We start from the raw sequence: 13,498 nt of genomic DNA on the forward strand, positions 1-13,498 counted from the left end.
GAAGTTGCCAATATTGGAGATATACATATGAAACATGCACTTTCGCTCGTCGGCGCGACGGCTGTTGCTGCGCTTCTCGCAGTAAGCCCCGCTTCGGCACTGACCCTTGATGCGGGTTGGGAGGTAGATACCCTTCTGACCGCCGACTTCCCGTCCGAAGATTCCCCTTACACCTTTACGCTGACCGATGACGCGTATTTCCGCCTGACGGATGCCTTTTTGACCGGCGACGTCTTCGGGGTTTACCAGTCCGGTGTCCTGCTGGCCGAAACAACGCTCACCGCGTTCGCTTCGGGCTTCGGCGATAACTTCTCGGCAGATTCCGCCTGGACGTCCGCAGACTACGGTAGCCTTGAATTGCTGCTCGGTGCAGGGTCCTACAACTTGATCGTTATCGGCGATGGCGGCGGCGGCACACCTGCTGACTTCTATGTCCGTCTTGACAGCGCACCTGCCGTGCCGCTGCCCGCGTCCTTGCCGCTCTTGGCACTCGGCGTGGCTGGCTTTGGCATGATGAAGCGCCGCAAAAAATCGTAATCGCACCCGCGATTGCTAGATAGAGAAGAGCGGCGCTGCGATGCGCCGCTCTTTTTCGTTTTGAGGGGGGGGGCAATGATCGCTCCGGTCACGATTTGCTCGGGGTTTGAATATCTCTCGCCCAAACCGCATCCCGCCGTTGCCTCAGGCCGTCCATTCCATGGCCGTTTTGCCCGCGTCGCCGCCCTCAAGAGCGGGCCCAATAGAACCATGGCCTTGAGCGCCGACGATTGAATCTCCCATCCCCGCAGGGCAGCTTGCCTGAAACTTTCGGGTGATTTCACCGCTTTTTTTCTTTGGCTCGCCGAGCAAGGCGAAAGAGCTGTTCTTGCCGCTCTTGCAGCGATCGGCAATGAATACGCGGGCTGGATTTGCGGATTTCGGCACGCGAAGGCGGGTTCTCCATCGCCAATTCGTGCGGATTTGCCCGATTTCCCCGCTTGCACCGGATCGCGGGGGCGGTCATTCTGATCCCATGCCTGATTTGGGGCAGGGCGGTTGAAACCGAGCGGCCGCTGCCCCAAATATCAAGAGCGAACAGAGGAGATGACAAGGCTGCCGCTACTTGGGGCCTTTTGGATCGTCTGCCCATAACGAAGGAATGAGCATGCAAGAGCCCCTCAATTCATCCTATCCCGTCCTGCCGCTGCGCGACATTGTCGTGTTCCCGCATATGATCGTGCCGCTGTTTGTCGGTCGCGAAAAATCGGTGCGCGCGCTCGAAGAGGTGATGGCGGATGACAAGCAAATCCTGCTGTCGAGCCAGATCGACCCCGGTGTGGACGATCCCGATGCCGACGGTATTTATGACGTTGGCGTTTTGGCCAATGTGCTGCAATTGCTCAAATTGCCCGATGGCACGGTCAAGGTTTTGGTCGAAGGCCAAGCCCGCGTACGCATCACTGATTACATCGAAAACGATGATTTCTTTGAGGCCCGCGCCGAATATCTGGTCGAAGAATTGGGCGATGAGGCCACGATCGAAGCTCTGGTGCGCACGGTCGGCACCGAATTCGAACGCTATGCCAAGGTCAAAAAGAACATCCCCGAAGAGGCGCTCTCGGCGGTCGAAGCCAGCACAGAGCCGGAAAAGCTCGCCGATCTGGTGGCCGGTCACCTTGGCATCGAGGTCGAGCAAAAGCAGGCCTTGCTGGAAACGCTCACCGTATCCGAGCGGCTTGAGCAGGTTTACGGATTGATGCAGGGCGAGATGTCGGTCCTGCAGGTCGAGAAAAAGATCAAAACCCGCGTCAAATCGCAAATGGAGCGCACCCAGCGCGAATATTACCTGAATGAGCAAATGAAGGCCATTCAGAAGGAATTGGGCGATGGCGAGGACGGCCAGAACGAGGTCGCCGAGCTTGAGGCGCGCGTGGCTGCGACCAAGCTGAGCAAGGAAGCGCGCGAGAAGGCCGATGCGGAGATCAAAAAGCTCAAGAACATGAGCCCGATGAGCGCCGAAGCCACCGTTGTGCGCAACTATCTCGACTGGATGCTGGCGATCCCGTGGGGCGTGAAATCGCGCACCAAAAAGAACCTCGCCAAGGCGCAAGAGGTGCTCGATGCGGATCACTATGGCCTCGACAAGGTCAAGGAACGCATCGTCGAATATCTCGCCGTGCAGCAGCGCAGCCAGAAGCTCAAAGGCCCGATCATGTGCCTTGTCGGCCCTCCGGGCGTGGGCAAAACCTCGCTCGGGAAATCGGTTGCCAAAGCCACAGGGCGCGAGTTTATCCGCATCTCCTTGGGCGGCGTGCGCGACGAGAGCGAAATTCGCGGCCACCGCCGGACCTATATCGGTTCCATGCCGGGTAAAATCATCCAAGCCTTGAAAAAGGCCAAGACGACAAATCCGCTGATCCTTTTGGACGAGATCGACAAGATGGGACAGGATTTCCGCGGCGATCCCGCCTCGGCGATGCTCGAAGTGCTTGATCCGGAACAAAATTCCACCTTTGTGGATCACTATCTCGAGGTCGAATATGACCTGTCGAACGTGATGTTCCTGACCACCTCGAACAGCTACAACATGCCAGGACCGCTTTTGGACCGGATGGAGATCATCCCTCTGGCGGGCTACACCGAGGACGAGAAGCGCGAGATCGCGCGCCAGCACCTGCTCGACAAGCAGATCAAGAACCACGGCCTGAAGAAAGGCGAGTTCGAGATCACCGATGGGGCGCTCAATGAAATGATCCGCCGCTACACCCGCGAGGCGGGGGTGCGTAACCTCGAGCGCGAGCTGGCCAAGCTGACACGCAAAGCCGTGACCCAGATTGTCAAGGGCGAGGTGAAAACCGTATCGGTCACCGAAGAGAACCTGGACGAGTATCTCGGCGTGAAGAAATTCCGCTATGGCCTTGCCGAAACCGAGGATCAGGTCGGCGTTGTCACAGGGCTTGCCTATACCTCGGCGGGGGGCGATTTGCTCCAGATCGAGGCGCTGCGCTTGCCTGGTAAGGGCCGGATGAAAACCACCGGTAAGCTTGGCGATGTGATGAAAGAGAGCATCGACGCGGCCAGCTCTTACGTGCGGTCGATCAGCCCGCAAATCGGGGTAAAACCGCCGCGCTTCGAGAAATGGGATATCCACGTCCACGTCCCCGAAGGCGCAACGCCCAAGGACGGCCCGAGCGCCGGTTTGGCCATGGTGACCTCGATCGTATCGGTTTTGACCGGCATTCCGGTGCGCAAGGATATTGCCATGACCGGCGAGGTGACCCTGCGCGGCAATGCATTGGCGATTGGCGGGCTTAAGGAAAAGCTGCTCGCGGCGCTGCGCGGCGGGATCAAAACCGTGCTGATTCCCGATGAGAACGTCAAGGATCTGGCCGATATTCCCGACAATGTGAAAGAGGGGTTGGAGCTGATCCCCGTCAAACATGTCTCGGAAGTGTTGGAGCATGCTTTGGTGCGCCGACCCGAGCCGGTGGAGTGGGACGAGGCCGCAGAGGAAGCCGCAGCCGCGGCAGCTTTGGCGGCCAAAGACGGCCCGCAAGCCACGGCGCATTGATGGGGTGAAACCGGCGGTGCGGCGCGCGCCATATCGCCGGATCATACATCAATGTCGTGGGGCAATCCCTTGATTCAAAATAAGAAAGGCGCATCCGTTTGGGTGCGCCTTTTGGTGTGTAACCGTCAAAATCTGCGCGCGCAAAGGCGCGGCCCGATCAATTGGTGGCCGCAAAGACGACCGCAGCGGTGAACATCACCAAAAACAATTGCGGATCAACCGAGCTGGTCGCGGCATCGGTTGCAATGATCTCGGCTTCCAAGATCGGGTCCGAAACGGCCCCCGCATGGGCGGTGGTGGCGGTCAAAGCCGTGGCAACGGCGGCGGCAGTAAGAAAACGGCGCATTGTATATCATCCCCAGAATATATAGTTAAGGTGCGCTCCAATATGCGCATATGTAGTGTCCGGTCAACTCTTCACTGTTCTGGTTTTCAATTCCGCGTTAATATGTTTCCATATAAGAAACAACGCGATCATGAGCGAAAGAGGCGATCAAAATGGCCAAGGCCCCCAGCACACGCAAGAGCAGTACGGCAAAGAAATCCCCAGCCGCGAAGAAAGCACCGGCGGCGCGCAGCGCAGCGACCAAGAAAGCCGCGCAGGTCAGCGCGTCCGCGGCGGATACCAAACCCGCCGCCGCACCAGCGCCCAAAAACCCAGCGCTCGCCGCCATGTCCACGACCGGCATTTTGCGCCCCGACACGCCGGAAGCGGCCAAACCCAAACCGGTTCTCGTCACCGATAGCGGCCCGACGGTCGCCTTGGCAGCGTTGCAAAAAAAGGAGCTGCTCGAAGCGGTGGTCGCGCGCTCGGGCGTGAAAAAGAAAGACGCCAAACCGGTTGTCGAAGCCATGATGGCCGTGATGGGCGAGGCCTTGGGCGAGGGGCGCGAATGGGAATTGCAACCGCTCGGCAAGTTCAAGATCAACCGCATCAAGGACAGCGGCAACGGGCGCGTCATCATCGGCCGGTTGCGCCGCAGCGCGGGTGGCCAAAATACGGCGCGCGGCGATACGTCAGATAGTGACGACTAGGGGCTTGCAAGCGGCGGCGCGGGCGGCTAAATACCGCGCCACGGGTGATTAGCTCAGTGGTAGAGCGCTTCGTTCACATCGAAGATGTCAGGAGTTCAAATCTCTTATCACCCACCATTATTCCGATGTATGATGCGAAGGTCTCCGGTTTCGGAGGCCTTTTTCATTTTGCACGGCGGGCCTGCGTGGCGGTTGCCAATAATTTCAGCAGTGACGCTATATTGAGCGCAGGATTGCGCGGCACGGCAGGCGCCGCCTTGAACCTCGCTGTGTGATTTGAAATCAAAGGGATAGGAAAGACGAGGATCATATTCATGGGCACGAAGGCAGATCAGGCATCGGGCTTTGGCGCGCGGCTTGGGCAGCTGATCGGGCAGATTTACCCGCATCTGGACCGTGACATCCTCGCCTCTCAGGTGGTCGAGGCCTTTTGGCCCGAAGAACGCCACCGCCGCAAACGCCGCCGCGCTGCCGGAAACCAGCAATGGTCCGAGGCCGATGCGATGGTCATCACCTATGGCAATACCATCGTGGACGGCGCGCATAAGCCTTTGGATTTGCTGCGCGACTTTTTGCACGAGCATCTGGCGGGGGTGGTCAACGGCGTGCATATCTTGCCGTTTTTTCCCTATACCTCCGACGACGGATTTGCGGTGACGGATTATCGCGCCGTGAATCCGCTTTTGGGCGATTGGCAGGACATCGCGCGCATCGGGTCGGAGTTTTTGCTCATGTCCGATCTGGTGCTCAATCATGTCTCCTCGCAATCGGTCTGGTTCAATGCCTATTTGCAAGGCCATGCGCCCTATGACCGGTTTTTCTTTGAAGCCAGCCCCGACGACGACCTGAGCCAAGTGGTGCGCCCCCGCACGCAGCCCTTGCTGCGCGAGGTCGAAACCGCAGATGGGCCGCGCCATGTCTGGTGCACCTTCAGCCATGATCAGGTCGATCTGGATTTCTCCAACCCTGAGGTTTTGCTCGAATTTTTGCGGGTGATGCGGCTGCATATCGACCAAGGGGTGCGCATCATCCGGCTCGATGCGGTAGCGTTTTTGTGGAAAGAGGTGGGCACCAATTGCATCCACCTGCCGCAGACCCATGCCATCGTGAAATTGATGCGGCTTTTGGCCGATTACGCCACCGAGCCTGTGATTCTGCTCACCGAAACCAATGTGCCCAATGCCGAGAACCTGTCCTATTTCGGGCGCGGCGAAGAGGCCCATGCGGTCTATAATTTCACCCTGCCGCCCTTGGTTTTGCATGCGATGCTCTCGGGATCGGCGCGGCATTTGCTGCGCTGGCAAGGCGCGATGCCGCCGGCGCAAATGGGATGTGCCTACCTCAACTTCACCGCCTCGCATGACGGCATCGGGATGCGCCCCGCCGAGGGCAAACTCACCCCCGATGAGACCGCGCAAGTCATCGCAGCGGTGCAAGACTTCGGCGGGCGGGTTTCGATGCGGGCGCTGCCCGATGGCGGGCAATCGGCCTATGAGCTCAATATCACATGGTATGAGGCGATGAAGGGGACATTCGCGGGCGAGGATGCGCATCAGTTCGAACGTTTCATCGCCAGTCAGACCTTGGTCATGGCGCTCGAAGGGATTCCGGCATTTTATATCCACGCGCTTTTGGGCACGCCCAATGACGTCGAGGGGGTGGAAAAATCGGGCCATAACCGCGCGATCAACCGTGCGCGGCTCGATTATCCGGCGCTACAGGCCGAGCTTGCCGACCCGAACAGCCGCACGGCGCGGGTCCTGTCGGAGCTGCGCCGCCGGATCGGTATTCGCGGCGCGCAGGGGGCGTTTCACCCCAATGCGACGCAGTTCACCTTGCAACTCGATGACCGGATTTTCGGCCTCTGGCGGCAAAGCATCGACCGGCGGCAATCGGTTTTCGCCCTGCATAACGTCAGCGCCCAGAGCCTCAAATTGCGCCCCGAACAGATCAACCTGATCGAGGGCGAGCTCTGGACCGATCTTTTGACCGGCGATGTGATCGATCCGGCGGGCGGCGCGATTGAATTTTCGCCCTATCAATGCCGCTGGATCAGCAACCAAAGCTAGGTTAGGCTGACCCTAGGGTAATACGAGTAACCATCGGGGTATCACCATGGGTCATAGCTTTCGTCTCGCCGCTTTCATCGCAATCATCTCCGCCAGCGCCGTGCAGGCGGACATCAGGCCGCTGTCGGGCACATGGCAGGGGGCCTCGCAATTGACCGGCCAAAGCGGATGCCCGCCCGATCTGACCTCTGCAGCCCCCACATCGGGCGGCTATGCGCCGCGCTACATTGCCTTTCCCGATGTCTTTGATGGCGCCGCCATTGCGGGCGATTTCACATGGGTGCGCGTGGCCGAAAACCATTGGCGCGCGCAAGACACCCAAAGCCGCAGCACGCCGCTCGGGGCGCTGCGGATCAGCTTTGAGCATGATCTCTATGTCGAGAGCGAAACCAATATGCGCCAGCTGTCCTCGCTCACCGCGCGGTTTCCTGCCGCGATGGTGCAGATGATCGGCGGAGCAAGCCAATGCACCATGACATCAAGGGTCGATCACGCCCGCGTCGGGGATTAGCGGTCAGCTGTATTCGGCAATATCGGCGTCGACCGCATCAATAATATCGCGCATCAAGGATTGATCGGCGGCATGGACGCGGTTCCATGTGGGGATGAAGGGCGTGTCGGAGGGAAACTCCAAAAACACATGCCCCGCCTCGATGATATTATTGGCAAAAAGCTCGATGGTTTTCTCTTCGGAATGGCGATCCACGCTCAGCCCGTTCATCTTGGCGTCGTTATAATAGCAATCCAACAGGTCGAGCGCCGAGCGGTAATAGGTCGCCTTGAGGGTGCGGAAAATCTCTTCGGTAAAGACGGTGCCATCGGCGGCCAGCTTGCGGTAGATGGCTTTGCAAATGTCGATCGACATACGCGACAGCCCTTTGGAGGCATCCTCGGGCGAGAGCACCTGATGTTTGTGGTCATAGGCGTCAGAAATCTCGACCTGACACACCGCCTTGGGGGCCAGATTGCGCCATGCTTCGGAGAGGACCCCGATTTCCAATCCCCAATCCGACGGGATGCGCAGATCGGGTAAAATCCCCGTGCGCATGGCGAATTCGCCCGACAGCGGATAGCGAAAGCTGCGCAGGAAATCGATATAATCGCGGTCCCCGATCACCCGTTTCAGGGCAATAAGCAGCGGCGAGACCAAGAGGCGGCTGACCCGTCCGTTGATTTTGCCCTCGCCGATGCGCGGGTAATAGCCTTTGGCGACCTGATAGGGAAAGGTCGGATTGACCACAGGATAGACCAGACGGGCCAGCATGTCGCGATCATAGGTCAGGATATCGCAATCGTGGATTGCGGCCACGGCGCTGTCTTGGCGCGCCATGAGATAGCCCAAAGAGGTCCACACGTTTTTGCCCTTGCCTGGCTCCTTGGGCGCGAGGCCCAATTCGGTCAGACGCGCGTCAATCGCCTGCATCCGCGGGCTGTCGTTCCATATCACCACATGCTCTTGCGGCAGCACCGAGAAAAACTGCCGCGCATGGCGGTATTGCGCCTCATCGGCGCGGTCGAGGCCAATGATAATGCGGTGCAGATAGGGGACCTGCGCCAGTTCCTTGAGGATATTGGGCAGCGCCTCGCCTTCAAGCTCGGAAAACAGCGAGGGCAGGATCAAAGAGATTTTCCGTGTGGCGGCAAAGGTTTGCAACTCATGTGTGATTTGCTCTGCGCTGCGGGTGCGCAGGTTGTGCAAGGTTGCGATATTACCGTTTTGATGAAAATCAGCCACGCGGGTCGGCTCCTTATTTATGGGGTGTTACGGCTCTGTGCTTGGGTCGAGGTTAGCCCTAACATCACCTCGTTCCAACCGGCGGGACCGGCTTTTTGACTGTATATCGTGCGGCGCGCCTCATTTTTAGGCAGATCGGGAAGGGGGGCGCCATGGGGGTTGGCGATCACCACGGCGATGTCGGCAGCAGCCAGCATTTCGCTGTCATTGGGCGCATCGCCAAGGGCAATCGTCTCGCGCGCACCATACTGCGCCGTGATTTCTTCCATACGGTCGGCCTTGGTGGCGCCAAAGCTCAGCGTCAAATACCGCCCGCCCATACGCGCCCGAATGCCCGCGCATGCCAGCGCCGCAATAAAGGCCTCTTGCGAGGTGCCACGGGTTTGGGCGATTTGCGCGTCCCAAACCCCCGGTTCGGAAAATCCGCGCGCCTTGGCAAGTTCGGCCGAGGCGAGCGGCAGGCCGGTCAGTTTGGCGACCTGCGCTGCGTCCAGATCGCCAAAGCCGCAAAATGGCGCGAGAAGGGGCGCGGGCAGGGCGTTTAGCGCCGCGCGCAGCTTGGCATAATCGCCCCCCGTCGTGGCGCCCGTCTCGCCCGCAGGCAAAATTCCCGCACCGTTCTCGACAATCGCGGGGCAATGCGAAAACCCCATGGCGGCGCGCAGCGGCGCGATCTCGGCGGCGGTCTTCGACGAGGCCAGAACCAGAGGTATCCCAAGCTCTTTGAGCAGGCTCAGCGCGGGCAGGGCGGGCGCGAAATCATAGGTCTCGTGATCGAGCAGCGTGCCGTCGAGATCGGAGAATACGACTTTACCGAAATTTGCCATCTTGCCTCTTGCATCCCCGATATCTTTTGCGCTAAACGCCCCCTCACGGGTGATTAGCTCAGTTGGTAGAGCGCTTCGTTTACACCGAAGATGTCGGGAGTTCGAGCCTCTCATCACCCACCATTCCCCACCGTTACATGATTTGACAAGACAACGCCGCATCGGCCTGTCCGGTTCCCTTTGCGCGGCCTATGAGGCGCGATCCACGCGCATTTGCTCGCTCATCCGGCGCGCTTCGGACAGCAGGGCGGCGATCACCGGCGTATGGGGCGCGCGCTGCACCGCGATCAATCCCACACAGGGCGCGGCGGGCGGATCGGCGATCTCGCGGATCACGATTTCGGGGCGGCCCGCGGCAAGGAACTGCGCCAGTTGCACCGGCAGGATGGTCGCCAAATCCCCCGCCATGACCTGCGCCATCAAGGCCACGGTTGAGTTGCTTTCCAATGCGGGCAGCGGGGCGAGGCCCTGCGCGGCAAAGCTGCGGGTCAATATCTTGCGGTTTTGCATATCGGGCGGGAGCAGGCACAACCGGCTGCGCGCGATGTCTTCCCATGTGGGCGGCGCGGGGTTTTGCGCCAAGGCGCTGCCGCGCGCGCAGACAAGGCGGTAATGCTCGTCATAGAGCGGCAAGGCCGTCATCCGCCCCAGCGCCGCACCGTCCAGATAGGTAACGCCCGCGTCGATTTGCAAATCCGCCATGCCGCTCAATATCTCGTCGGAAGTCTGCGACAGAAGGCTCAGCCGCACATCGGGGTGGCGTGCCCGAAACCGCGCCGCCAGATCCGCCGCCACGCTCAAGGCCGTGGGGATCACTGCAAGGCGCAAATCGCCCGAAAGCCCCGCCCCCGCACCGCGGCCCGACGCCCGCATCTCGGCGCGCATTTGATGCGCATCGCCGACGATCTTGCGCGCCCAAACCAGCACCCTTTGCCCCTCCGGCGTCAACCCGCCATAGCGCGCGCCGCGAATGACCAGCGTCACGCCCAATTGCGCCTCAAGCTGTTTGATCGCCGCCGACAGGCTGGGCTGCGCCACGCCGCAGGCGGCTGCGGCTTTGCCAAAATGGCCCTCGCGGGCCAGCGCAATGAACATCTCGAGTTTGTCAATCATCGGGGCAGTGTGCCCAATGGGGCGGCGAGTTGGAAGCGCTATTGCGCCTCCAAGCCCCCGTGCGGAGCGGCCTTGGCAGTTTCGGGCTAACCTGAGGGTTTGAAATGCAAAAGCGCGCCGCAGATGCGACGCGCTTTGCGTGGGCCTATGCGCTGCGGCCTAGCCGATGATCGCGTTGAGCGTCGCCGACGGGCGCATCACCTTTGCGGTTTTGTCCGCATCCCCGTGGTAATAGCCGCCAAGGTCCACGGCATTGCCTTCTGCGCCCTGAAGCTCCGCAAGGATTTTGGACTCGCCCGCGGCCAGTGCCTCGGCGATGGGGCCAAAATGCGCCGCCAAAGCCGCATCCTCGCCCTGCGCGGCAAGGCTTTCGGCCCAGTAACGCGCGAACCAGTAATGCGAGGTGCGGTTGTCGTTCTGGCCGACTTTGCGCTCGGGGCTGTTGCCGTTCATCAAAACCTTTTGCGTGGCCTCTTCGATCGCGGCGCCAAAGACGGCGGCGGCTTTCTTGCCCTTGGCTTGGGCGAGGAAGTTGAAGCTTTCGCCCAGCGCGCAGAATTCGCCAAGGCTGTCCCAACGCAGGTGGTTTTGCTCCATCAGCTGTTGCACGTGTTTGGGGGCCGAGCCGCCCGCACCGGTTTCGAACAAGCCGCCGCCATTCATCAATTTGACGATGGAGAGCATTTTCGCCGATGTGCCCAGCTCCAAGATCGGGAAAAGATCGGTCAGATAGTCGCGCAGCACGTTGCCCGTGATGGTCACGCAATCCTCGCCCTTGGTCATGACCTCGAGGGTGAAGCGCGTGGCCTCGCGCGGGGCCATGATCGGAATGTCGATACCGGCCTCTTTGAGGGCGGGGGTCACATATTGGATCATCTGTGCGTCATGGGCACGGTTTGCGTCAAGCCAGAACGCCGCCTTGCCGGTGGCTTTGGTGCGCTCGATGCCCAATTTGATCCAATCGAGGATCGGTGCCTTTTTCGCCGTGGCCGAGCGCCAGATATCGCCCGCCTCGACCTCATGCGAATGCAAAACCTCGCCCGAGGCCAGAACCACGCGGATCGTGCCCTTGGCGGGGGCTTCGAATGTGGTCGGGTGCGAGCCGTATTCCTCGGCTTTTTGCGCCATCAGGCCGACGTTGGAGACCGCGCCGCATGTGGTCACGTCCAGTTTTCCGTTTTCTTTGAAGTAGTTGATCGTCTCGTCATAGACGCCGGCATAGCAATTGTCGGGGATGCAGCATTTGGTGTCGGCGGCTTTGCCATCCGGCCCCCAGCCGATGCCGCCCGCGCGGATTACGGCGGGCATCGACGCATCGATGATCACATCCGAAGAGACGTGCAAATTGGTGATGCCAGTGTCGGAGTTGACCATATAGAGCGGCGGTTTTCCGGCCAGAGCAGCGGCCAGATCGGCCTTCATCTCGGCATTGTCTGCGATGCGGGCATCCAGATCGCCAATCCCCGAATTGGGGTTCCAACCAAGCGCCTCAACCGCCGCGCCATGTTTGGCGAGGAAGTCTTCGAGGTAGACCGAGACGAAATGTCCGAAGATGATCGGGTCCGACACTTTCATCATCGTGGCTTTGAGGTGCACCGAAAACAGCACGCCCGGCTCCATCGAGGCGATTTCGGCCTTGATGAAATCGCGCAGGGCGGCGGTGGACATGAAGGTCGCGTCCACCACGGTGCCCTCGTCATAGGACAGCCCGTCCTTGAGCACGCTCTCGGTGCCATCCGCGCCGGTGAAGGTGATCTTTGCGCCGCCCGCTTGCGCGGCGGTGATGGTGGCGGAGGTCTCGTTGGCATAAAAATCATTGCCGCTCATCGAGGCGACATGGGTCTTGCTTTGCGCGGTCCAGTCCCCCATCGAATGCGGGTTGGCCTTGGCATATTCCTTGACTGCCTTTGCGGCGCGGCGGTCAGAGTTGCCTTCGCGCAAAACGGGGTTCACGGCGGAGCCTTTGATCGCGTCATAACGCTTGCGCACGTCTTTCTCCGCGTCACTTTGCGGGTCTTCGGGATAGTCGGGCAGGGCGTAGCCTTGACCTTGAAGCTCCTTGATCGCGGCGACAAGCTGCGGCACCGAGGCCGAGATATTCGGCAGTTTGATCACATTGGCTTCGGGCGTTTTGACCAATTGGCCCAATTCGGCCAGATCGTCCGAGATGCGCTGCGCTTCGGTCAGAAAGTCGGGAAAGGCCGACAGGATGCGCGCTGCGACCGAAATATTGCGGGTTTCGACATTGATATCCGCGGCTCCCGCAAAGGAGCGAATGATCGGCAAGAGCGACGCGCTCGCCAATTCGGGGGCTTCGTCCACGATTGTATAAATAATGTCGGGGGTTTCGGTCTTGGCCATCTGTCTCAATCTCCGCAGTTTGAGGGGGAGGCGCTTGGCACCGGCAGGGCGACAAACATCCTCGCGCGGGAGGTCGAAAGCGGGGAATCCGCCCCAACGCCGCGCCATTGGCCTCCGATTAAATGGGGTGCGGGCGATAGTCAATGTGTGCCGTTGTATACAATGGAGTTTTCCGCAGAAAATTTCGCGTATTTTGGGCGATGGGCGCGCTGCGTCCTGCAATGCGCGGCGATTGATCCATCACAAGCGCCGACAGCTATACCAGTTTGACACGTATCAAGGCTCGATGGGCCGTAATGGTTAATAATTGACCCAATGGCGTTGCCCATGCAAAATAACGGCATTGAAGACGACCATTTTTGAACGACAACCCTATTTGATGGAGACTTGAAATGCGTTTTGCACGTCATACAGTTCCGGCCGCCGCCTTGGTGGCCGCTCTCACCGCAGCCCCTGTATCGGCCGACCCCGCAATCGGGTTCGGCGTCAGCTTTGCCTTTGGCGGCGGCGGTCCCGAAGCGGGCATCGGCTTGCGGGTATTTTCCGACGACCAGCGCGACGAGACCGTGGCCTCGATCGGAGTGGACTATATGTTCAAGTCCCGACGCGTGCGCCCGACCCTTGGCGCGGCCCGTTTGGGCGACAACCTCTATATCGGCTTGGATATCGGCTATGATTTCTCGGCAGGCTCTGTCGATTTCGGGATCAGCGGCGGCGCCGTGAATACCAAAAACCCAGCCGCGGCCGCTGCGCCCCTTGGCGGAGGCGGCGGCGGCGGGGCGTAGGCCGTAAAGTTTGCGGGCTAACT

At 60.2% G+C, this 13,498-nt stretch carries 12 protein-coding genes and 2 tRNA genes; 8 read left to right on the forward strand and 6 right to left on the reverse strand.

The genetic code is table 11. The features are described 5' to 3' along the window. Positions 1 to 27: 27 nt before the first annotated feature. The gene (locus ABWV64_RS00340) at positions 28 to 537 is read left to right on the forward strand and encodes a VPLPA-CTERM sorting domain-containing protein (protein WP_353342269.1); all 510 of its coding nucleotides are present in this window, start codon (positions 28 to 30) and stop codon (positions 535 to 537) included. 144 nt (positions 538 to 681) lie between these two features. On the opposite strand, the gene ABWV64_RS00345 is transcribed toward ABWV64_RS00340, so the two are convergent. Further along, positions 682 to 924 (reverse strand): hypothetical protein, encoded by a 243-nt coding sequence (locus tag ABWV64_RS00345; RefSeq protein WP_353342270.1) that lies wholly within the window; start codon positions 922 to 924, stop codon positions 682 to 684. Between the two features lie 220 nt (positions 925 to 1,144). On the opposite strand from ABWV64_RS00345, the gene lon reads away from it, so the two are divergent. Further along, positions 1,145 to 3,550, forward strand: a complete 2,406-nt coding sequence (lon, locus tag ABWV64_RS00350; RefSeq protein WP_353342271.1) for an endopeptidase La — start codon at positions 1,145 to 1,147, stop codon at positions 3,548 to 3,550. A gap of 157 nt (positions 3,551 to 3,707) precedes the next feature. On the opposite strand, the gene ABWV64_RS00355 is transcribed toward lon, so the two are convergent. Next, positions 3,708 to 3,896: a hypothetical protein gene (locus tag ABWV64_RS00355; protein ID WP_353342272.1), complete on the reverse strand. Its 189-nt coding sequence runs from the start codon at positions 3,894 to 3,896 to the stop codon at positions 3,708 to 3,710. A gap of 152 nt (positions 3,897 to 4,048) precedes the next feature. On the opposite strand from ABWV64_RS00355, the gene ABWV64_RS00360 reads away from it, so the two are divergent. The 4 genes from ABWV64_RS00360 to ABWV64_RS00375 all read left to right on the forward strand — a co-directional run bounded on the left by ABWV64_RS00360 (position 4,049) and on the right by ABWV64_RS00375 (position 7,165). Then, positions 4,049 to 4,585 (forward strand): HU family DNA-binding protein, encoded by a 537-nt coding sequence (locus ABWV64_RS00360; RefSeq protein WP_353342273.1) that lies wholly within the window; start codon positions 4,049 to 4,051, stop codon positions 4,583 to 4,585. Between the two features lie 42 nt (positions 4,586 to 4,627). After that, positions 4,628 to 4,702: transfer RNA gene (locus ABWV64_RS00365), tRNA-Val, on the forward strand. A 197-nt stretch (positions 4,703 to 4,899) separates the two neighbouring features. After that, positions 4,900 to 6,654 (forward strand): sugar phosphorylase, encoded by a 1,755-nt coding sequence (locus tag ABWV64_RS00370; protein ID WP_353342274.1) that lies wholly within the window; start codon positions 4,900 to 4,902, stop codon positions 6,652 to 6,654. 46 nt (positions 6,655 to 6,700) lie between these two features. Next, positions 6,701 to 7,165 (forward strand): hypothetical protein, encoded by a 465-nt coding sequence (locus tag ABWV64_RS00375; protein WP_353342275.1) that lies wholly within the window; start codon positions 6,701 to 6,703, stop codon positions 7,163 to 7,165. 3 nt (positions 7,166 to 7,168) lie between these two features. Here the strand turns inward: ABWV64_RS00375 and ABWV64_RS00380 are convergent, their stop codons facing one another. Both ABWV64_RS00380 and ABWV64_RS00385 read right to left on the reverse strand, forming a co-directional pair. After that, on the reverse strand, positions 7,169 to 8,389 hold the full coding sequence (locus tag ABWV64_RS00380) for a glycosyltransferase family protein (protein ID WP_353342276.1): 1,221 nt from the start codon (positions 8,387 to 8,389) through the stop codon (positions 7,169 to 7,171). A 17-nt stretch (positions 8,390 to 8,406) separates the two neighbouring features. Beyond that, positions 8,407 to 9,216 carry an HAD-IIB family hydrolase gene (locus ABWV64_RS00385; RefSeq protein ID WP_353342278.1) on the reverse strand — a complete coding sequence of 270 codons (810 nt, stop codon included), beginning with the start codon at positions 9,214 to 9,216 and terminating at the stop codon, positions 8,407 to 8,409. A gap of 47 nt (positions 9,217 to 9,263) precedes the next feature. On the opposite strand from ABWV64_RS00385, the gene ABWV64_RS00390 reads away from it, so the two are divergent. Continuing rightward, a tRNA-Val gene (locus tag ABWV64_RS00390) sits at positions 9,264 to 9,339 on the forward strand. A gap of 66 nt (positions 9,340 to 9,405) precedes the next feature. Here ABWV64_RS00390 and ABWV64_RS00395 read toward each other — a convergent pair. Both ABWV64_RS00395 and ABWV64_RS00400 read right to left on the reverse strand, forming a co-directional pair. Further along, entirely contained in the window at positions 9,406 to 10,329 is a 924-nt protein-coding gene (locus tag ABWV64_RS00395) for a LysR family transcriptional regulator (protein WP_353342279.1), read from the reverse strand. A gap of 159 nt (positions 10,330 to 10,488) precedes the next feature. Continuing rightward, a complete protein-coding gene (locus ABWV64_RS00400; RefSeq protein ID WP_353342280.1) occupies positions 10,489 to 12,690 on the reverse strand; it encodes an NADP-dependent isocitrate dehydrogenase in 2,202 nt (733 codons plus the stop codon). A 392-nt stretch (positions 12,691 to 13,082) separates the two neighbouring features. Between ABWV64_RS00400 and ABWV64_RS00405 the strand changes: the two genes are divergently transcribed. Next, positions 13,083 to 13,475 (forward strand): hypothetical protein, encoded by a 393-nt coding sequence (locus tag ABWV64_RS00405; RefSeq protein ID WP_353342281.1) that lies wholly within the window; start codon positions 13,083 to 13,085, stop codon positions 13,473 to 13,475. Positions 13,476 to 13,498 lie beyond the last annotated feature (23 nt).

Origin of the sequence: Litorivita sp. NS0012-18, assembly GCF_040371945.1 — a bacterium.
In the GTDB taxonomy this organism is placed as follows: domain Bacteria; phylum Pseudomonadota; class Alphaproteobacteria; order Rhodobacterales; family Rhodobacteraceae; genus Litorivita.